We start from the raw sequence: 22643 nt of genomic DNA, 5'->3' as shown, positions 1-22643 counted from the left end.
CTCCTTAAATTTATTTTAAATGAAAAATTATTGTGTAATAAGTTCTTTAATAATGATGGTCATCTTCTGTTCTGCTGCATTGGCAACTTTCAAAACTTCTTCGTGAGTGATAAATTCAGGTTCATCACTTCCTCCCAGGTCAGTAATAATGGAGATGGCAAAAACAGGCAGGTTCATGTGACGTGCAACAATGTTTTCAGGTACTGTTGACATGCCCACACAATCGGCACCGATGTATTTAATGTATTTGTATTCTGCCCGTGTTTCAAACGTTGGTCCTGTAACCGCAGCATAAACTCCTGTGTGGCAGGTAAAGCCATGTTTGTCTGCAATGGCTTTTGCAGCTTTAATCATTGTTTTGTCATAAGGTTCACCCATGTCAGGAAAACGTGGGCCTAAATCATCATTGTTAGGTCCAATCAATGGGTTGGTACCCATCAGATTTATATGATCATCCAATATCATCAAATCGCCTACTTTATATTTTGGATTAACACCGCCACTTGCGTTGGATAGAATAATATTTTTTATTCCAAGAAATTTCATCACTCTGACAGGCATTGCTACTTCCTGCATGGAGTATCCTTCATAAAAATGGAAACGCCCTTGCATAGCTACTACCTTTACTCCGTTTAATGTCCCGAAAATAAGTTTGTTGCCATGACCTTTTACTGTTGAAACCGGAAAGCCCGGAATGTCGGCATAGTTTAATTCTTTTTCAATTTCAATTTCTTTTACTAATCCTCCAAGACCCGATCCTAAAATAATTCCTGTCTTCGGAGTAAAGCCTGTGGTTTTGCTGATAAACTCAGCTGTTGCTTTGATTTTTTCCAACATACGATTTTACTATATCTAAAAATTTTATTTCGTTTTCATTGATTACAACTGTAACAGGAATTGAATATACCGGAAGATTCAAAATGAGTGGTTTTATTTCACTGCTGTTGAATTTTACAGCATCTTTTTCTGTAACGACAATTATTTTTTTTTCAGAGGCTAAATTATTAAAAACTACAGTGATGTTTTTAAAATCTTTTGCACAATAATTATGGTGGTCTTTAAAGGTTAACACTATGGTTTTTCTGCTATGAGCACTCAGAAAATGGAGAAGATTTTTATTGGAAGCAATTCCCGTTATTAACAAAATTTCATACGCTGACAATTCTGATAAGTTTAGTTTTTTATCACTATTAAGTGATTGAAGATTTCCATATTGAAACGAACTGAAAAAAACAGGTTTTGCAGGTAGTTGACTGATGATTGACTTTTTTTGTTCTGTTGTTATTGTTGATGGGCATTTGGTAACAATAATCACATCTGCTCTTGATGATGATAATACAGGTTCGCGAAGATTTCCTGCAGGTAATAAATAATCATTAATAAATAGGTCGTTAAATTGTGTAAGTAGCAGATTCAGCCCGGCTTTTACACTACGATGTTGAAATGCATCATCAAGCAAGACTACTTCTGTCTGCGGATAATGTTCTAAAAGATAATCAATGCCTTCACTTCTTTTTTCACTAACAATGAAAGGCACAGATTGAAATTTGCGTTTAATCTGTAATGGTTCATCACCGGTTTCTTTTGCTTCACTGTTTATTTGCACTTCGGCAATGCCTTTAGTGTTACGACCATAACCGCGAGAAACAACAGCTGTTTTGAAATTACTCAACACAGAAAGCAAATATTCTGTATGAGGTGTTTTGCCTGTACCTCCTGTGTTGAGGTTACCAATACATATTACAGGAAGATTTACAGTACGGCTTTTAAGAAGCCCGATGTCGAATAGAAAATTACGCAACAAAACAACCATTCCGTACAGCCACGAAAAAGGAAGGAGTAAAATGCGCAACGACTTCATTGAACAAAGGTATTGATAGAAAAGAATTTATTAAAAATAAGAAAGCCTACCCGATTAAAGGATAGGCTTCTTGATATTGTAAAATATTATTACGCTTGTGCTACAGGTGTAACGTAAACGTATGATTTGTTATCAGTTTTTTTCTTGAAAACAACTTTACCATCAACCAATGCAAAAAGGGTATGATCTTTTCCCATACCTACACCTTCACCTGCATTGTGTTTGGTGCCACGTTGACGTACAATGATGTTGCCTGCAATAGCATGTTGCCCACCATATATTTTAATTCCGAGACGTTTACTGTGCGACTCGCGGTTGTTCTTTACTTTACCTTCGCCTTTTTTATGTGCCATGACTAAAAATGTTTAGTTTATTATGCGTTAATGGAATTGATTTCAATTTTACTCATATACTGACGATGACCATTCATCTTCTTGTATCCTTTTCTTCTTTTTTTCTTAAACACCAGTACTTTGTCACCTTTTACATGGCTGATGATTTTTGCAGATACACTTGCATTGGATAATGAAGGCTTACCAACTTTTATGCTGCCACCATTATCAACCAATAAAACATCGTTGAATTTTACTTCTTCGCCCTCTGCACCTTCTAAACGGTGTACAAATATTTGCTGCTTTTCTTCAACCTTAAACTGTTGTCCTAATATGTTTACTATTGCGTACATGATTAATGTGTTTTTTTACAAACGGACGGCAAAAGTAGTTTTTTTTACTATATTTTCAAATCCTTTGTTAAATTTATTTTCAACTTCAAATATTTGCTTAATCTGTCAAAGATTGAGCCTGATTTCTTTAGTTAAGTCGATTAAATAAAGTTGATTATCAATATAATACAAAATTTTACTCTCCTGTTTTGATTAATTTTATACTTGATATTGCGCCTTTATCAGACACTAATTTGACAAGGTAAACACCTTTTTTGAAGTTCTTTCCGATTAAAATCTTCTCATTTTTTTGAACTTTCAGCGTTTCAACCATTTTGCCGGTAATATCTGTAATGCTTAAAGTGCCACCGTTTTCGCCAATGGATAGTATAGATTCATTGTCAAATGGATTAGGACTGGATGCCAAACTGTTTGCAGCCAAATTTAATGATGGTATGCCAACAGTTCCGGTAACTTCAAATTTATCAAAACCACCTTCAACCACGTGCCCTGTCATTGCCTGATCGGCAGTGTAAACACTAATTTGCATGGTGCTGGTAACAGGAATCAGTCCGTTTAAATTGAATGATTGTGGTACCCAGCTTCCCATGCCGGGAGTTGAAGCACGAACTGTTTCCAAAACAACATTAGTAGTGCCATTTGAAATGCGAATTATCAAAGTGTCATTGGGGTTTGAATTTCCACCGGCATTATAAAACCAACGTGAATAATTTACTGTTGGATTAGTAAGATAGGTTGGGTCAAAAACCGGAGATGTCAATAAAGTATAACCATCATCAACATCGTTAGAGCCCGATGAAGATGCATTTGGATTGTTATCGGTAATATAAGCCTGATTCAGACAATCTGTTTGATCATCGGCATCAGGGTTGGCAAAGCCTGGTCCAAATACAGCGGGTGTTCCATGCGGTACACCTCTTTCCCAGAGATTTTGTGTAGTGCCTGTTATTGTCCATCCGAAATCAAATGAAAAGTCATCATAATAACCTTTATACAAAGTAATAACCAATGGTGCAGGGTTAAGCATGATGTTTGAGTTGAAACAAGTGGTACGATGTCCCCAGCTTCCGGCTACAACCTGATAGTTACCAATTACCATTGAAGGAATAGTAAAATTGCCTAAGGCATCGGCAGTAGTATTATACTCCAATGCACTATCCTGAATTGTAACCATTGCATTAGGTATTGGATTTCCTGTTATGGCTTCAACTACCTGTCCACTTAGTGATGTTGATGCAAGTGGCGACAACTGAACATCAAGTTGTGTTACATTTCCATTGGTGAGAGAAACACCGTTAATTGTTTTGGTAAAGTAACCTGCTGCAGAAACTTCAACATTATAACTACCTGCATTTGCTGTTCCGGTTTTATATTCTCCGTTTGCTTTTGTGTTTTTGGTGATGTTTGTGGTAAGAACTTTTACCGTTGCATTAAAAATGGGGTTGCCTGTAACTGAATCGGTCACAACACCTTCAAGATAACAGGCACGCTGATAAGTAGGTCCTAAAACAAACAAGCCATTATTAATGTCAGAAACAACTAAATTACCTGAGGGTAAATATGGATAAACTCCCCAGTCGCCACTAAAACCATCGCCTGCACCTTGTGTATAGGTGTCATACCATCCAACGTTAACCATGTTTTGCGGACGTGTAACATCTGTAATAACTACACCATCTTTATACCATGAAGTAACAGCATAATCAGCACCATTTTTTTGAATGATGTGTGTATTGTGTACGATAGATCCAGAGCCCGGAGTAATTTGTATTCTGTCCATTTCAATAATGTTGGCAGGATTAGAAATATCATAAGCTGTCAGATAAGAATCAGAAACTTCATCGGTAGTAAACAAATACTGACTATTGGTGGACAGCCATGCATTGTGAGTAAACTGTCCGGGAGTTACTTTAATGCCTAGTGGTATGGGGTTGGCCTTATTGGTAATATCATAAATTGTAAAATCACCGTTGTAAATGTGACAACCAAAATAATAATTCCCTCTGGCAAAGCCATCATGCACATAGGCACCAGGGGTATGGCCAACATAATTAGGACTTAAAGGGTTTGTGCCAATGTCGGCAATGATTGTTGCACCCTGAAATAAATTTGAACCATGCAGATAAACATAGCCATCTTCAATATGCAGGGAGTGAATATTATCCAACTGACCACTGATGGCTCCATTACCTGTCCAGTCAATAGCAGGTGCTGCATTAGGAAGTTGAGAGAGGTCAACAATTTGCAGTCCGCCACCTCCTTCGGTAGTTACATAAGCATAATGGTCGTAGGTTTTTACTTCACGCCACTGTGACTGTGGTCCGGGAACTAAAACTACTTCAGTTGGGTTTGCAGGATTGCTGACATCCACAATAGAGAGTCCGGATTCTGATCCTACAAGCGCATATTCTTCACCCGATGGCGATACCCATCCGCCAATATTAGCAAGGTCGTCATTAGGGTAAGGCAATGTGCCGAGTAAAGAAATATTGAAATTTTGTGCATTAACTGCTGTGGTAAAACCTACAGCAAATAGAAGTGTGAAGAATTTTTTCATGTTTATTTTTGAAAAGACCGACAAAGCTATTAAAATAGCCATTCAAAGGGTTGAATGGTAACATTATCTTAAACTTTAGTTAACAGATGAAAATGTTAGGGTACAGATGAGTAAAATTAGAGGAGACCTTAAAAGTTAAAGTCAATATTGCTTAAACCCGGGTGCACAACTCAGGTTAAATACCAAACTTTTTCCAACTCATTCACAAAGTCTAAATGTTATTGCAAGCAGACACAAAGAAGAGCATTTGATGCTATTGAAGCATTATTTTTTTTGTCGTTATATTTTTCTCTGATTGCAACCTGACAAAATAAACACCTTTGCTTAGACCCGATAGGTTGAATGAATATGCAGAGAGTTGTTCTGAAGTGTTGAAATAGTAAGTTTTTAATGTTTCACCACTTATGTTGTGTATGGAACATACCGTATTACCAAATTTATTTTCAGGAACCAGATAAAAGAATCCGCTGGCGGGGTTTGGATAAATATCAAAGTTTAAACTAAGTTCAGATTCCGGATTATGGCTTTGAACACCTAACACTAAGGGTAAATTACTATAACGAATCAAATAACCACCGATGCGATAAGAAGGATTGTAGCCATCATTACAATTGGCACAGGTAACTCCCGACACACATGCCGGGTTGTTGGGATGACAGATATCCTGATAGCTGGTTTGGAAAATATATTCGAAGTTAAAAGGTGCTTGCGATAAATAGGGGGTTAAATCATAGAAGTAAGGTTTGGGAATTGTTCCTGGGCACCATCCTGCGCGGTTGTATTGCCAGGTGCCTTGCTGTCCTGTACAGCCATCAGGGTTGGGGTTGCAGTCTGTCCATAAATCCTGAGTAAATGTGGCTACATTGTTTATTTTTAAATCGTGAATAGCATGGTAGAACTCAGCTGCATTACCTGTATTGTTGCTACCCCAGCCATGTCCGGTGGTTACTAATCTGAACGTAGCCTTTGATACATTAGAATAGGGTTTTATGACAACAGTATCCATAGGTTGTAAATTGAGTGGGTTGCCAAAGTTGTAGTTGCCTTTCCAAAGTTGTTCAATGGTTGAGTATAGATATGCAGGCGGTGAAGCGTAATAATCAAAGTCAAGATTTATTTGCCATCCTCCTGTTCCCCAGGTTTCAATGTACATACGCAGTTCAATTTCGCCTTGTAATACCGATGCGTAATCGGTAACATCAATCTGATGGTTGCAGGCTACACGATAGGGTGTTATATAACGAAACAACTCCATCCATTCACCATTAGGGGCCTTAAATTCTACCCATGCTAAACGATCCCAGTCATCGCAGCCTCCGGGCACTGCAGGGCAGCTGATGTACAGGTTGGCAACAATGCTATCATATACGCCTACTGATTGTGGCAGCGTATAGGTGCCATAAAACCATTGCGAGCCAATGGTGCCCATATCAATGACACCGTTGGTGATGGTTTGTGCATTTTGTGTTGCGAAAGTATTGGTGACATTCAGGTTAATGGTATCCACATCGGTGTTTCCGTTGTTGCCTGTTGCAGTAACGTAAATGGTGTAGTTGCCATAGGCAGGGGGCGTCCACCATGCCTGATAGTCGCCATCGTTGTAAATGGTGTTTAAGACTACTCCGTTGATATTGTATTCTACCGAGGCAATGGATAATAAAGTAGGTTCGGCAATGCTGGCGTTGGTGTGCAGCAGATAGGGGTAAAGTTGCGGCATTTCCAAGTCATAATCACCGGTAAGTTTGCTGCTTACAGTTGGAAAGTAGGTAGTTAAATCAATCACATCAAAAGATAGTTGTGCATTAGCGGGATAGTATAAGGCATTTCCAGCCTGATAGGCTTGCACCATTACAGTGCCTGTTGCGCCTGTCAAAGTCAGTGTATCACCATTGATTGTTGCCGGACCTGATACAATAGAGTAGGTGATAGGCAGTCCTGATGTTGTGGTGCCTGTTAAAGTAATTGGTGTTGAAACCGTAGATTGCTTAGGCACCGGATTTAGTGAAATAATTTGATTGTTTTGACCGGTAGCACCGCAGCTCAAATCCTGAAATACGTTGAGTTCTGCACACATCACATGAATGCCGGAATAGCTTGAGTCGAAAACTAACCTGATGTACTGTGCATTAACGGCACCAAAATAGATTGCAGCCGTCTGTTGTACACCGCTTGTAGGATTTGGATAAATTAAAACACCGGCAGCTTGTGGACTACCCCATGTGATGCTATCGTTACTCAGATAAACATGAAAATTTTTTACTCTTCCACCGGTGTTGTTGTCACGTGTTAAAAAACTAAAACCATTAACAGGATAAACAGCACCTAGGTTGATTTGAATTTCATGAGGATATGGAGTAGTTATTCCCTGCCATTTGGTATGCCAGAAGGTAGCAGTGTCGTTGTCAATACAATGTGTGGCATGACCATTATTAGGTCCTTCGCCTACAAGTTCTTCGCTGTCTACATAGCTTACTGTCCATTGAGTTTTAGCAATGGCTGTAGTGTCGCAGGCTTGCGAAAAATTTAATGCAAAAACACCGATAAGAAGCAGGTATATTTTTTTCATTATTTAATTTTATTGATTATTTTTTTTCGATAATTATCGACAGCAAATGTAATGATTATAGATAAGTAATTGAGCCTATCCATTCAACTTCATCAAACAACTAAACATGGTGTCGGATTGATATTTGTATCCATGGAAAAGTGTTTGCTCCACAATATTAAGGTTACATTGTTTTGCAATGTATTTAACGTTTTCTTCGTTTTCATCAGCAAAAGCAGAGCAAGTTAAGTACAGAAACATGCCATTATTATTTAAATGCTTGGTTGCATTTTTAGCAATGGTCAGTTGAAGGTCGGTATAGTCCTTAATTTTTTTCTTATCAAAATTCCAAAAGTTTTCAGGAGTGCGACTCCAGGTACCAGAACCACTGCATGGCACATCAGCAATAATTACATTAAATTTTTCACCGAGGTTTAATTCAGCCGTAAGGTCTGCTTGCAGTGTTTTATAGTTTCTGAATGCAGTTTTATTTAATCTTGCTTCTGCATTTTGAAGTGAAGAGGTGCGTAAGTCGGTCAGAAGAAACGAAGCTTTTGGAAAACGGTCGGCTAATAGCAATGTTTTGCCACCTGATCCACTGCAGCAATCCCACATACGTTGTCCGCAGTTACCGGGCAGCAGCGAAAGTGTTTGTTGCGATGATAAATCCTGTATTTCAAAACATCCTTTCGTATAGGATTCAAGGGTAGTTAGTGCTGTGGCAGGGGCAAAACCCAATGCATTACTTATGCTTTTTACTGGGGTAATTTCTTTTAGCTTCAATTCATCTAATACAGATTTTCCAAAACCATTGCGTATTCTTATCCACACTAATGGTTGTAGAAACAAAGATTCAGTAAATAACTTTTTATCAATTTCTTCAGGCAGTAAATCTAAAAACAGAAACGCTTCATCAGGAGTTATGCCTCCTTGTTGTTGAACAAACCCCAGTCTTTCCGAGAGGCAATTGTAGTCATTTTTTGAAATCCGGTATTTTTCAAATAAATATTCGCTTAATAAATTTGTTTCATTGGTAATAAAAAAGCTCAATGCCAATTGTTCTTCAAAACTTTTGTTTGGCATAAGCAAAGCACAGCGATAGTAGGCATAGCATCCCGATGAAATTATTTTTCTGTCGCGGCTGCCAAGTTGTTTGTGCTGCCTGAAATAGTTTTTCAGATAGTGATGCAGAGGTACAGAAAAATCAAAACCGGCAATGATGCCGGTTATATGATTAAGTAATGTTTGTTGACGCATGAATCAGATTTCCATTTTCATCTGCACTTTTTGTGTGGGCGTTTTTACCTGTTCGGTATTGCTTTTTTCTTTTGTAAATTCAAAAAGCTCAGGTTCACTTTCCTTGTCGTTTTTTTTTGAAGGCTCAGCGCTTTTCATTGCAGATGATTCAGATCTTCCTTTGCTTACTTCAGAGATTTTGTGAACAGGAAATTTGGTGAGAATATTGCCAACAGCAGAACGGTTTTTTATCAACATCTCATTAAAGTTTACATTAAATATCGTATTCTTTAATTTAGGTCGTGGCTTTAGCACTATCTGAATGGTTGGGGCATTGTCTGTTCCGGAAATACTTAGATAGATAATCTTAGAGTTCTCAGTTCCTTTGGTCAAATCATATATTTTTTCACGTGTGATGCCGCCAATAGTAAAACGTTTGATAAACAAATCACCTCGTGGGCCGTCTCTGTACACCATATTGTAAACGGTATTTTCATCATTCTTCTCAAACACTTTTATGAAGCGAATGTCTTTACCGTAATAGCTCTTATCCGATATCCGATTCACTACAAACTTACCATCACCTGTAATAGCAAGTACATCATCTATATCTGAACATTCACAAACAAGTTCATCTTTTTTCAAACCAAATCCTGCAAATCCTTCTTCACGGTTTACGTATAACTTGGCATTATTGATAACTACTTTTCTTACTTCAATCTGCTCAAATCCTTCTTCGCTGATAACGGTTTTTCGCTCTTTACCTTTACCATATTTTTTAAGTAACTCTTTAAAATAAGCAATAGCAAAAGGTATCAGATTTTTAAGATTATCTTTTACAACTTTTATTTTATCGTTAAGGGCTTTAATATGTTCGTCAGCTTTCTTAGCATCAAATTTCGAAATGCGTTTTATTTTTATTTCTGTAAGCTTTACAATATCATCCTGAGTGACTTCACGTTTTAAAAGTTTTTTAAATGGATTTAATCCTTTGTCAATGGCCTGAATTACGGCTTCCCATGTTTCGCATTCTTCAATTTTACGATAAATACGGTTTTCGATAAATATTTTTTCAAGAGAAGAAAAATGCCAGTCTTCCATTAACTCACTTAACTCAATTTCCAACTCACGTTTCAATAATTCCAATGTATTGTAAGTTGATTCTTTCAGAATGTCATTTACATTCAGAAATTCTGGTTTACCATCTCGGATAACACAGGAGTTGGGAGCTATGCTTAGTTCACAATCTGTAAATGCATAAAGTGCTTCTTTCGTTTTTTCAATATCCTCGCTGGAGTCAGGATGCAGATAAATTGCAATTTCAACTTCTGCTGCAGTGTTGTCTTCAACCTTTTTAACCTTTATTTTTCCTTTGTCGTTAGCAGAAAGTATTGAGTCAATGAGTGAAGATGTTGTGGTGCCGAATGGAATCTGTTTAATCAGCAGTGTTTTTTTATCCTTCTGTTCGATGACTGCACGCACCTTAATGCGTCCGCCACGCAATCCTTCATTATAGTTTTTGAAATCTGCAATACCTCCGGTAGCAAAATCGGGTAGAATATTTGTTTTTTTATTGCGTAAAATATCAATAGAGCCTTGTATCAGTTCACAAAAATTATGAGGTAATATTTTACAGGCCAGACCAACAGCAATGCCTTCAATACCCGAAGCTAATAATAATGGAAATTTTACAGGCAAAGAAACAGGCTCCTTATTTCTGCCATCGTATGAAAGCTGCCAAACGGTAGTTTTAGGATTGTAAACCACATCGAGTGCAAACTTTGATAAACGTGCTTCAATATAACGTGAGGCCGCAGCAGCATCGCCCGTGTAAATATTTCCCCAGTTACCCTGCATATCAATCAGCAAATCGCGTTGACCAATCTGAATCAGTGCATCACCAATTGAAGCATCTCCATGGGGATGATATTTCATGGTGTTACCAATAATGTTAGCTACTTTATTGTATCTGCCATCTTCCATTTCCCACATGCTGTGCAGGATTCTGCGCTGAACGGGTTTTAATCCGTCATCGAGATAGGGGACAGCTCTTTCGAGGATTACATACGAAGCATAATCTAAGAACCAGGTCTGATACATATTTGAAATATGTGTAGCAGGTTGTTCGACTATGGAGTTAACGGAAGTTTTTACAGGTTTAATATCTTTTTTGCTCATTAGTTACTTTTTTGTGTCGGGTGACAATGAAATAAATCGTTTAAATTTCAATTATGCTTCTGCAATTTCAGGTTCTAATTCTTCTTCAAGTTTAAGGTTGCGGATAATAAAATCTTGTCTGTCGGGTGTGTTTTTGCCCATGTAATATTCTAATAAATGCTGAACGGAGCCTTCGCCTTCAATACGCACAGGCTCGAGGCGCATTTTACGACCTATGAAATTTTTAAATTCATCAGGTGAAATTTCTCCAAGACCTTTGAAACGCGTAATCTCAGGTTTGCTACCTAGTTTTTCTATTGCAGCAACACGCTCTTGCTCACTGTAGCAATAAATGGTTTCTTTTTTATTTCTCACTCTGAAAAGTGGTGTTTGTAAAATATACACGTGGTTATTTTTTACCAATTCAGGAAAAAATTGTAAGAAAAAAGTCAGGAGCAACAGTCTGATATGCATTCCGTCAACATCGGCATCGGTAGCTATTACAATACGGTTGTAGCGTAACTCTTCAAGCCCGTCTTCAATGTTTAATGCATTTTGCATCAGATTAAACTCTTCGTTTTCGTAAACAATTTTTTTGGTGAGACCGAAGCAGTTCAAAGGTTTGCCTTTTAAGCTGAAAACGGCTTGTGTATTTACATCACGTGATATGGTTATTGAACCACTTGCCGAGTCGCCCTCTGTAATAAATAGTGTTGACTCAAACCTTTCAGGTGACTTGGAGTTGAGGTGTGTGCGACAATCACGTAATTTCTTATTGTGCAGGTTTGCCTTCTTAGCACGTTCGTTAGCAAGTTTTTTAATACCTGCTATTTCTTTTCTTTCACGCTCGCTTTGTTGAATTTTTTTCAACCAGATTTCTGCAGTTTCAGGATGTTTGTGAAGGTAATTATCGAGGTTGGTTTTAACGAAATCGTTAATCCAGTTGCGTAAAGACGGACCGTTTGGATAAGTGTTTTGTGAGCCTAATTTAGTTTTTGTCTGCGACTCAAAAACAGGTTCCTGAATACGAATACTTACAGCAGCCTCAATTCCTTCGCGTACATCACTCGGGTCAAATTCTTTTTTGTAAAACTCTCGTACCGTTTTTACTACTGCTTCACGAAATGCAGCAAGATGTGTTCCTCCCTGTGTGGTATGCTGTCCATTTACAAATGAAAAATACTCTTCTCCATAACTTGGTGTGTGTGTAAATGCAATTTCAATATCATTATCTTTTAGATGAATGGCAGGGTAGAGCACCTCTTCACTCAGATTTGCCTTCAACAAATCAAGCAATCCGTTTTGTGAAAAGAATTCTTTACCGTTGAAATTTAACGTTAAACCTACATTCAGGAATGCATAGTTGTTCAACATTCTTTCTATAAACTCATGGTTGAATTTATAATCAATAAACACTTCATTATCGGGAATAAAACTAATAAGTGTGCCATCAGCAAGATCGCATGATTTTTCTTTTTGCTGTTTTTTTAATTCGCCTCTTTCAAATTCTGCAATGGTAGTTTTGCCTTCTCTTACACTCTGAACTTTAAAATATGTGGAAAGTGCATTTACAGCTTTAGTACCTACACCATTAAGTCCAACAGATTTCTGAAATGCCTGTGAATCGTATTTTCCACCGGTATTTATTTTAGAAACACAGTCCACAACTTTTCCTAATGGGATACCACGCCCGTAATCTCTAACAGTAACACTTCCGTTTTCTACAATAACATCAATCTTTTTCCCATATCCCATCACATATTCATCAATGGAATTATCAATCACCTCTTTCAGTAAAACGTAAATACCATCATCGCGCGAAGAGCCATCACCTAGTTTTCCAATATACATTCCCGGTCTGAGGCGGATATGCTCTTTCCAGTCTAAACTTTGAATACTTTCTTCGGTGTAATTATGTGTAGCTTTTTTTGACATGCTTCTGTTATTGTCTTAGTTCTTTTAAATTTAATAAAATGGCTGCAATGCAATACATTGCCCGACCGCTGAAATTATACTTTAAATACAGACAGTTCTGTTTTGGTAAAAATGCCTTTTAAACAAGTGTCTGTTAAAAAAAATCAGGGTGCAAAGATAAGTGGTGGTGCTGCTTTATTTTTCATTTCTTCAACTGTTGTTAAAAAGTATTACTACTGAATTTTAGGAGGTTATCGTTTTAATAAATTGTTTGCATTTATCAGTTGTTTTTATCAATAAAACTGTTTATGAAGCGGCATTTTAACAGGAGAACCTTTACTTTCAGAACAATAATTTAAATAATGATTTCGTTTTCTGGCCGAAAAATTTTTTATAACTCAATAAAATAATCAGGCAAACGTTTTGTTTTTGTTTGTAATTTAGAGCGAAATAAAAAATGGAAAAACAACGCATACTTTGGGCTGATGATGAAATAGATTTATTAAGGCCACACATTTTATTTCTTAATGATAAAGGTTATGAAACTGTTACCGCAAACAGTGGGACAGATGCATTGGAAATTTTCAAGAAGGAACTATTCGATATAGTTTTCTTAGATGAGAATATGCCAGGGCTCAGTGGTATAGAAACGATGCTACGTATAAAAAGTATCAATAGTAATATTCCTGTTGTTCTCATTACCAAGAGTGAAGAAGAGTCTATTATGGAAGACGCAATTGGTTCACAGATTGCCGACTATCTGATTAAACCTGTTAACCCGAATCAGATTTTGTTATCACTGAAAAAGAATCTCGATAACAAGCGATTAATCAGTGAGAAAACAAACACGCAATATCAACAGGAATTCAGGCAGATAGGCATGATGCTTGGTGACAGGCTAGGGCATGCAGAGTGGGCAGAGTTGTATAAAAAACTGGTTTATTGGGAGTTGCAGCTCGATAAAGTTCGTGATGAAAGCATGTCAGAAATTCTGATTCAGCAGAAAGAAGAAGCTAACAGGTTGTTTTCGAAATTTGTTGAAAATAACTATTTCAGTTGGATAAAAAATCCGGAAAACAATGCACCTCTCATGTCGCAACATGTGCTTAAACGCAGAGTTATTCCAATGGCAGAGACATCTGATGTTCCTGTTTTTTTTATTCTGATTGATAACCTGCGTTTCGATCAGTGGAAAGTTATTGAACCTGTGATTAGCGAACTCTTCCGAGTAACAGAAGAAGATTCTTATTTCAGTATTCTGCCAACAGCCACACAATATGCACGAAACAGTTTGTTTGCTGGACTTATGCCTGCCGATATTGAGAAAATGCATCCAAAATGGTGGGTAAATGATGACGATGAAGGAGGTAAAAATTTACATGAAGAAGATTTGCTAAAAGATCAGATCAGTCGCTTAAGAAAAAATATTAAATCCTCTTATACCAAAATCACGAATCTGGATGCAGGAAAGGAGTTGGTTGACAATATTCCGAATTTGTTTGGAAACAAACTCAATGTTATTGTTTACAACTTTGTGGATATGCTTTCACATGCACGTACAGACATGCAGGTAATTCGTGAACTGGCAGATGATGAACCCGCTTATCGCTCTATTACACTTTCCTGGATTGAACATTCGCCATTACTTGAGGCATTGAAGCGTATAGCACAGAAAAATGTAAAGCTTATTATTACAACCGATCACGGCACTATCAGAGTTAAAGAGCCATCAAAAATAATTGGTGACAGAAACACCAATACCAACCTGCGTTATAAGCAAGGCAAGAATCTGAACTATGAAAAGCGTGATGTTTTTGAAGTAAAAAACCCTAATGATGCACTGTTGCCACGTCTGAATGTGAGTACTGCATTTGTTTTTGCTAAACAAGATAAATTTTTCGCATATCCCAATAATTTCAATTATTACGTAAACCATTATCGAAATACGTTTCAGCATGGAGGCATTTCGCTTGAAGAAATGATTGTACCTTTTATTTCATTGGTTAACAAATGAAAGTAATGAGTGAGCATGTTTTTGTTTGTAGTTCTCCGGATGAGTTAAGTAATGTAGCAAAACAAATTCTTGAAGTAATTGGAGAAAGAAAAATAGTTTTGTTTAAAGGCGAGATGGGAGCAGGTAAGACAACTCTTATTAAAGCATTATGCAGTCAACTCAATGTTACTGACAATGTAAGCAGCCCAACATTTTCAATCGTAAACGAATATCATTCTGCCATTGAAGTGATATATCATTTTGACTTTTACAGAATCAATAACCTGAGAGAAGTTTATGATATGGGCTATGAAGAATATTTTTTCAGTGGGCACCGTTGCTTTGTTGAATGGCCTGAAAAAATTGAAGGCATTATAAATTTCGACTATATACTTGTGCAAGTGGAGGCGAAAAACGAAATTCGCACCATAATTGTTACGATATGACAACTGCGCCAAAGAGTGGTGGAATGTTTTCTTCAGAATCGGTATTGCTTCCACGCGAAAGTATGCTCGAAGTTCAGAAGACAAAAAGAGAAGTGCTGATTGGTATTCCGAAAGAAATTTCATTTCAGGAACATCGTATTGCGTTGACACCCGATTCGGTAGCAGTGCTGACAAGTAATGGACATCAGGTAATGGTTGAAACCAGTGCCGGAGACTCTGCAAACTTTACTGATACAGATTATAGCGAAGCAGGTGCAAGAATTGTTTATAGTGCCAAAGAAGTTTATTCGGCTGACATTATTATTAAAATTGCAGCGCCTACCAATGATGAACTTGAATTAATGCACGATAAACAAACATTGTTTTCTGTATTGCAGGTTAATATGCAGAGCAAAGATTTCTTTCTGAAAATGGCCAAAAAGAAAATAACAGCCATTGGTTATGAATATATGAAAGACGACTCTTCACTGATGCCGGTAATACAAGCCATGAGCGAAATTGTGGGCCGTACTTCTATACTTATTGCATCCGAATTATTGAGCAACACGACAGGAGGAAAAGGGGAGTTGCTTGGAGGCATTGCAGGTGTACCTCCATCGGAAGTTGTTATTCTTGGTGCCGGCACAGTTGGTGAAAATGCTGCACGCACAGCCATGGGTCTTGGTGCCGATGTCAAAATTTTTGATGACAATATGTATAAACTCAGACGTGTAATCAGAAATCTTGGCGAACATGTCTTTACCAGTACACTGACGCAGTCCACCATGCTAAAAGCACTGCGTACTTGTGATGTTGCCATTGGCGCATTACATGCAAGAACAGGACGCACACCAATTGTAGTGACAGAAGAGATGGTAAGCGAAATGAAATTCGGTTCCGTAGTGATAGATGTCAGCATAGATCAGGGTGGATGTTTCGAAACGTCTAAGGCAACCAACCACACGCAGCCTACTTTCAGAGAGTATGGTGTGGTGCATTATTGTGTACCTAATATCGCAAGCCGTGTAGCTAAAACAGCTTCACATGCATTGAGTAATATATTTACTCCCATTCTGTTGAATGTTGGTGAGCATGGAGGACTTGAAAGTTTGTTGTGGAAAGATGCTTCTTTTCGTTCTGGTGTTTATCTGTTCAGAGGTACAGTAACCAATAAATACGTCAGTGATTTGTACCGTTTGCCTTTTCGTGATTTGAACTTACTCATGGCAAGTTTTACATTTTAATTTCAGGTAACAAAAAACCCGCACATTGGCGGGTTGATTTTTTTGAACCGACAATTCTTTATGGTATTTCACGATAGTATGTAACTCCGTTGATTGTGATTGCAGCAATAGCATCACAGGTGCCGTCACCGTAGTCTATATATCGAATAGCCTGCTCACCGGGAGAAAGTTCCGCTTTGCCTTTTGTAATAAATCGACATTGCAATGAAATTATTAAAGGCTCCGTAATATTGGCACTGAAAGTAGTTCCGTTAAATGATTTTCCGCTGCCACTGCCTGTAACAGAGTAGATATCATCCTTTACACCATTTATACTATCGGTATTAAAGGTTGTGTTTTCCCCTGCAATCCAAGTGCGTGTACGCTGACTTTGCCAGGTCATTGTTTTGCCATTAGGATTGCTGATATTGATATCTGCATTTATTGAAAATACAGTTTGATTTTGACTGTCTTTTCCGATATTAGTTATTTTTCGCGTGCCTTCAATTTTGTAGTCATTCACAAAGTAATTTTCAAAACTGATAGTGTGTTCATGATTAGCATCACGATAATTTCCTTCAAACTGAACGAATATTTTACCGCGTCTTCTTTTGCCATCCATGCAAGTAACATCAGTTGCTCCAAAGTCTAGCGTCATTTTTTTGATGGTTGCTGTTACATTTTCAATGGTCACTGCTGCGCAACCGATAGCAGTAACTGTTGCAGAAGTGCTGTTTCTGTAAGTCATCAATTGTCCGTAGTCTCCGGCTTGATCTGCCATCTTTGTAACTTCTTCCATTGTGTTTTCTGCTAAGGACATATCTGTTGCCATAGAGTAATCGTAGTCAGCATCACTTTTGTCTTTTTTACAAGATGAAAAACTCATTACGATTGCAAGTGCGACTATTCCGTAAATAACTGATTTGTTCATTTTGGATAATTTTTTAGATGCCTATACGTTAATTCCGGTAAATGGTTTCAGGGATTTATTGTTTAGGTGATTTTAGAATGATTATTCATCAACTATCAGAATTTTTGTGACTGAAAAAGGGTTAGTTATCCTCATTTTTCTGTTCATAAAAAGGCTAATAATCGGATTTAAATTCATTAGCACCCTAAGCACATCAATAATTTTGCATTTTATCTTAAATCAGCAATTAAACATGTTTAGAATGGTCAGGCGAAGTATATATTTGGTGATATTGTTTTTTCCACTGTTGTCGTTGGCACAACAAACCAACATTTACACCGATGTGGAATGGCGTTATAAATCTGCATTGGATTTATTGCGTAAAGAAAAATTCAGTGCAGCACGTGAGGAGTTTACAAAAGCTTTGGAAGAACCAATTTCTGAAGCAGCACGTCAGGATGCAATGTATTATATTGGTCTGTGTGCAGCAGAGTTATATCATCCTGATGCAGAATTTTTGCTGACAGATTTTATTAGTAAATATCCGCAGAGTATTAATGTTTCATTCGCACATTTTCAACTTGGGCGAATTTATTATAAGCAGCGGAAGTATCGAAACGCCATCACTCATTTTGAAGCGGTGGATGTTGCCTATCTGAAAAATGATGAAGTGATTGAATATTATTTTAAGAAGGGTTATAGTTATTTCACACGTAAGGACTATGATAAGGCAGGTAAAAGTTTATCGCAGATCATCAATGTTGAATCCAAATATCAGACAGCGGCACAATATTACAATGCACATGTAGAGTATTCAAGAAATAATAATAAAGCTGCATTGGAACAATTTATGAAACTGAAAAATTCAGAATCATTTGGTCCCTTGGTGCCTTTGTATATCACACAAATTTATTTTGATCAGCAGAAGTATGATGAAGCACTTGACTATGCAATACCGGCCTTAAAAGCAGAAAACACTCAAAACAAAACAGAAATTACCAGAATTGTTGCGGAGTCATTTTATCGTAAGGGAAACTTTGCAAAAGCAATCACTTATTTTGAAGACTACACTAAAAATATACCGCAAACCACAAGACAGGAAAAATATCAGGTCGGTTTTTGCTACTACATGCTTAAAGACTATACAAAGGCAATTGATTATCTCAAGCAGGTGCTAAACCCCAAAGACAAGCTGGCGCAGAACGCCTATTTTCATCTCGCAGACTGTTTCCTGAAAACTGACGATAAACAAGGTGCGTTAACAGCTTTTGAATCTGCATCGAAGATGAGTTATGATCCACAAATACAGGAAGAGGCTATGTTTAACTATGCAAAACTTGCTGTTGACCTTAACATGCAGTCATCAACTATCAGGGTGATGAATGATTTTATGACTAAGTATCCAAAGTCTGAACATAAGGATGAGATAACAGAATTGCTGGCAACGCTCTATATGCAGACAAGGAACTATAAAGAAGCATTAGCTGCATTGGATAAAATTAAAAACCGAACTGCATCTGGAAATGCAGCCTACCAGAAAGTGGCCTATTACCGTGCCGTTGAATTATTCAACGACCACGATTATGAACAGTCAATCAGGTTACTCAATAAGGCAATAACAACCAACATAGATCCGCTCATTCAGGCACAGGCAATTTATTGGAAATCGGAAGCATTGTACAATCAAAATAAATTTGATGATGCTATAAAAGAGTATCGCATATTTATTTTCACACCTGCAGCATTGAAGCTAGGTTTTTATAATCGCTCAAATTACGATATGGGCTATTGTTATTACAAGAAAGGAAATTATAAAGAAGCAGCAACATGGTTTCGAAAGTACATTGCATCAAGGGGTGAGACTGACAACAGTCGTTATAATGATGCATTGGTACGTATAGGAGATGCCTATTTTATGCAACGCGATTTTGCTAATGCAGAAAATTTTTACTCACAGGCAGTAGGATCAAAGGCTTCTTCTTCAGATTACTCATTGTTTCAGAGAGGAATCATTCTGGGAATTAATGGTAACAACAGAGCAAAAGCTGATGCCATGCAGCAATTGATTTCTACTTATCCAAAATCTAATTATGCCGATGATGCTTATTTTGAAAGAGCTAAAGCATTGATGGTTCTCGATCAGGATGCTGAAGCAGAGTTAGCTTATAATAAACTCATTAGTTCGTTTCCTGCCAGTCCATATATCAAAAAATCATTGCTCAATAAAGGTCTTATTTATTTCAATAGTAAAAATGATGAAAAAGCAATTGAAACCTTTAAACAGGTTGTTACAAAGTACCCTTCAACACCGGAGTCGGTAGAAGCTTTAAATCAGATTAAAAATATTTATGTAGCTCAGGGAAATCCCAATGCATATTTCGATTATGTAAAGAAAATCCCCAATAATGCAGTCAGCAGTGGCGCACAAGATTCCATAACTTATGAAGCAGCAGAACAACGCTATATGAAAGGTGATTATAAAAATGCTTCAAATGACTTTGCGCTGTATTTGTCGCGTTTTCCTAATGGCACATACCTATTGAATGCAACTTTTTATAAAGCAGAGTGTGAGTATATGGCTAAAGATTATGTTAACGCACTAAAAGGCTATGAAACGGTAAACAGTGCAACAAAGAATTTATTTACTGAACGTTCACTCATCCGATCATCGGCTATTTATTATACACAGAAAAATTATGATCAGGCACTTACTGCCTATCAGCGTTTAGAGTCTAATGCCGATTATGCAGACAACCTGCTGATAGCACAGACAGGTTCAATGAGAAGTTACGATAAATTGAAAAACTGCAGTCAGGCAATTGTGTATGCCGATAAACTTTTGTCGAATGATAAGACAGATCCATCGGTTATCTCAGAAGCACGACTGATTAAGGCGCGTTGTTCTATGGAAGCTAAAGATTACGCTGCGGCAGCTAAGGAGTTTAACCAGATTGCGAAAGGAAGCAACAGTGAGGTTGTGGCAGAAGCTAAATATACACTGGCATTTATTCAATACAAGTGGGGCAACTATAAAGAGTCGCAGAAAAAATGTTTTGAAGTGATAAAACAAGTCCCTTCTTACGATTTCTGGATTGGCAAAGCGTTTATTCTATTAGGTGATAATTACATTGCACTGAAAGATAATTTTCAGGCAAAGCAAACCTATCAGAGCATAATTGATAATTACGAAAAAAATCCATCAGACCCTGAAGACCTGAAGCAAATTGCAACAGAAAAACTCAATGCACTGATAACAACAGAGGGTGTTCCTCAGCCACAGCAACCTAAGGAGGAGGAAAACAATGAAAACTAAAACAACAATAGAGTCAGGAATGAATACAGCAATCATGTTAAAGCGAACAATATTCTTTAGTGTTTTGGGCTTAGCGTTTTTACAGTCGAAAGCACAAACACGCGACACCATAAAAAACATTGGTGATGAGAACATTATCGTTGTTAAAGACTATCAACCTACCTTGTCTGATGCTGTTAAAATTAGTGACATGCCGGGTGCCGATACATCATCAGTCAAAGAGGTGAAGTTTAAATATAACATAGAAGGTAAACGTGCTGATTTACCTTTTAATACTTCGCCAATAAAGCCTGTAAAAATTAAAGATGATGAAATAAAAATGCTGCACAAGGGCTATGTGCGCGGAGGATATGGAACACACAACACTCCTTATGCTGAATTATTTTATAATGCACTTCGTTCAAAAGAGTTTGATGCAGGAATACATCTGAAGCACCATTCATCAACAGGAAAAATTAAAAACTACGGTAAGACTGACAATAGCGAGAATGCTCTTGAATTATTCGGCAAAAAATTTACTGATTACGGTACACTCAGGACTCAATTAAACTTCGAAAGAAATGTTATTCGTTTTTATGGTTATGATGGAAAGTCAACAGTGTACAGCAAAGCTGAAACACGTCAGTTGTTTAGCGGTATTGCAGGTGAAATAGGTTTTGATAACTTTTCAAAACAGGAGTCAACTTATAAGTTTGATGCAGGCTTGTCATTTTATGGTTATAGCGGGAAGCGCGACACCAGTAAAACAATAGAAAACAGTGTAATATTAGCCGGAAAACTGCAACGTAAAATTGCCGACAGAGATGCATTGGCAAACATAAAAGTTGATTATTCACGTACTAAACTTCCATTTGATACATTGGTTAAAAACACTATTGTGAGTATTAATCCACGTTACACATTGGAGTTTCCGGAGTTTCGTTTAATTGCGGGTCTCAACACAGAGTGGGAGGCAAACAGTGCGGCTAAATTTCATTTGTATCCACACGTAGAAGCCAGATATAAGTTAGCCAGTGATGTTTTAATGATACATGCACAGGTTTCAGGAGGTATGCAAAAAAATACCTATAAGGCAATGACTAAGGAGAATCCATTTACCGGTGACTTTGTTTTACCCGGCAATACAAATAATAAGCTCGATATTTCAGGAGGGTTAAATATCAAGTTAGACAAAGAAATTCTCTTTAGTGCAGGGGCGTCTTTTATGAGATTAAAAGATGCAGTTTACTTTGTAAACGATTCAACCGGTGCATTAAACTATACAACATTTTCCACCATTTACAGCGATGCTGATGTGATTACCTTAAAAGGTGAATTGGTATTTGAGCGCAATGAAAAATTCAATACACACATTGGTGCAACATATACCAATAACAAGCCCGATGGACTTGCCAAGGCATGGTTTGTTCCGGCTGTTGAAATCAATTTGGGTGGCTATATTTTACTGAGAGAAAAGATTATCTTTAAAACAGATATGTTTTATCGTGGCGAACGCTTTGCCGCTGCCTACAATGGCGACTCATTCCAACGCTTAAAGCCCTATTTTGATGCTAACCTTTCAATCGAATACCGCTACTCAAAGATGGTGTCAGTATTTCTTAATGTCAATAATATTGGCTCAGTACAATACTTTAAATGGTATAACTATCCTTCTTACAGGCTGCAATTGCTGGCAGGAGCTTCCTTGTCGTTTTAAGAGCCTGTTTAAATTTCAACGAAAAAAAAGAATAAGAGCACCTAAAAGAGAGGAAAAGATACAATTTATTAGGGATTGACTAAAATCTCTTAAAATGTATCCATCCAATCTAACAGATGCCCAATGGC

At 37.3% G+C, this 22643-nt stretch carries 15 protein-coding genes; 5 read left to right on the top strand and 10 right to left on the bottom strand.

Annotation, left to right across the window (positions count from 1 at the left end; all coding sequences use genetic code 11):
• Window positions 1–27: 27 nt before the first annotated feature.
• From V9G42_12590 to V9G42_12550, 9 genes are all read right to left on the bottom strand, one after another.
• Window positions 28–837: a purine-nucleoside phosphorylase gene (locus V9G42_12590; protein MEI2760259.1), complete on the bottom strand. Its 810-nt coding sequence runs from the start codon at window positions 835–837 to the stop codon at window positions 28–30.
• Window positions 809–1861: a tetraacyldisaccharide 4'-kinase gene (gene lpxK / locus V9G42_12585; GenBank protein ID MEI2760258.1), complete on the bottom strand. Its 1053-nt coding sequence runs from the start codon at window positions 1859–1861 to the stop codon at window positions 809–811. Before lpxK ends, V9G42_12590 begins: the two co-directional genes overlap by 29 nt.
• Window positions 1862–1950: 89 nt before the next feature.
• Window positions 1951–2214 carry a 50S ribosomal protein L27 gene (gene rpmA / locus V9G42_12580; GenBank protein MEI2760257.1) on the bottom strand — a complete coding sequence of 88 codons (264 nt, stop codon included), beginning with the start codon at window positions 2212–2214 and terminating at the stop codon, window positions 1951–1953.
• A gap of 20 nt (window positions 2215–2234) precedes the next feature.
• Window positions 2235–2546 carry a 50S ribosomal protein L21 gene (gene rplU / locus V9G42_12575; GenBank protein MEI2760256.1) on the bottom strand — a complete coding sequence of 104 codons (312 nt, stop codon included), beginning with the start codon at window positions 2544–2546 and terminating at the stop codon, window positions 2235–2237.
• A gap of 175 nt (window positions 2547–2721) precedes the next feature.
• Window positions 2722–5103 (bottom strand): choice-of-anchor B family protein, encoded by a 2382-nt coding sequence (locus V9G42_12570; protein ID MEI2760255.1) that lies wholly within the window; start codon window positions 5101–5103, stop codon window positions 2722–2724.
• Between the two features lie 253 nt (window positions 5104–5356).
• Window positions 5357–7669, bottom strand: a complete 2313-nt coding sequence (locus V9G42_12565; GenBank protein MEI2760254.1) for a discoidin domain-containing protein — start codon at window positions 7667–7669, stop codon at window positions 5357–5359.
• A 75-nt stretch (window positions 7670–7744) separates the two neighbouring features.
• Entirely contained in the window at window positions 7745–8905 is a 1161-nt protein-coding gene (locus tag V9G42_12560) for a methyltransferase domain-containing protein (protein MEI2760253.1), read from the bottom strand.
• 3 nt (window positions 8906–8908) lie between these two features.
• Window positions 8909–11062 carry a DNA gyrase/topoisomerase IV subunit A gene (locus V9G42_12555; protein MEI2760252.1) on the bottom strand — a complete coding sequence of 718 codons (2154 nt, stop codon included), beginning with the start codon at window positions 11060–11062 and terminating at the stop codon, window positions 8909–8911.
• A gap of 51 nt (window positions 11063–11113) precedes the next feature.
• Window positions 11114–12976 (bottom strand): DNA topoisomerase IV subunit B, encoded by a 1863-nt coding sequence (locus tag V9G42_12550; protein ID MEI2760251.1) that lies wholly within the window; start codon window positions 12974–12976, stop codon window positions 11114–11116.
• Between the two features lie 436 nt (window positions 12977–13412).
• Here V9G42_12550 and V9G42_12545 point away from each other — a divergent pair, with 436 nt between their 5' ends.
• The 3 genes from V9G42_12545 to V9G42_12535 are packed head-to-tail and all read left to right on the top strand — an operon-like array spanning window position 13413 to window position 16617.
• Window positions 13413–14969, top strand: coding sequence for a PglZ domain-containing protein (locus tag V9G42_12545; protein MEI2760250.1), 1557 nt, complete (start codon window positions 13413–13415; stop codon window positions 14967–14969).
• Between the two features lie 5 nt (window positions 14970–14974).
• On the top strand, window positions 14975–15394 hold the full coding sequence (gene tsaE / locus V9G42_12540) for a tRNA (adenosine(37)-N6)-threonylcarbamoyltransferase complex ATPase subunit type 1 TsaE (protein MEI2760249.1): 420 nt from the start codon (window positions 14975–14977) through the stop codon (window positions 15392–15394).
• The gene (locus tag V9G42_12535; protein ID MEI2760248.1) at window positions 15391–16617 is read left to right on the top strand and encodes an alanine dehydrogenase; all 1227 of its coding nucleotides are present in this window, start codon (window positions 15391–15393) and stop codon (window positions 16615–16617) included. The genes tsaE and V9G42_12535 overlap by 4 nt, the downstream gene beginning before the upstream one ends.
• A gap of 58 nt (window positions 16618–16675) precedes the next feature.
• Here V9G42_12535 and V9G42_12530 read toward each other — a convergent pair whose 3' ends face one another.
• Window positions 16676–17527 (bottom strand): hypothetical protein, encoded by an 852-nt coding sequence (locus V9G42_12530; GenBank protein MEI2760247.1) that lies wholly within the window; start codon window positions 17525–17527, stop codon window positions 16676–16678.
• Between the two features lie 241 nt (window positions 17528–17768).
• Here V9G42_12530 and V9G42_12525 point away from each other — a divergent pair, with 241 nt between their 5' ends.
• Both V9G42_12525 and V9G42_12520 read left to right on the top strand, forming a co-directional pair.
• A complete protein-coding gene (locus V9G42_12525) occupies window positions 17769–20819 on the top strand; it encodes a tetratricopeptide repeat protein (GenBank protein MEI2760246.1) in 3051 nt (1016 codons plus the stop codon).
• The gene (locus tag V9G42_12520) at window positions 20809–22515 is read left to right on the top strand and encodes a hypothetical protein (GenBank protein MEI2760245.1); all 1707 of its coding nucleotides are present in this window, start codon (window positions 20809–20811) and stop codon (window positions 22513–22515) included. The genes V9G42_12525 and V9G42_12520 overlap by 11 nt, the downstream gene beginning before the upstream one ends.
• The last annotated feature ends 128 nt before the right edge of the window (window positions 22516–22643 follow it).

The sequence above is a fragment of the Bacteroidia bacterium genome (genome assembly GCA_037045145.1).
Lineage (GTDB): Bacteria > Bacteroidota > Bacteroidia > AKYH767-A > OLB10 > OLB10.
Note: the sequence above shows the minus strand (reverse complement) of the source record. Positions and strands in the feature narration are given on the sequence as shown.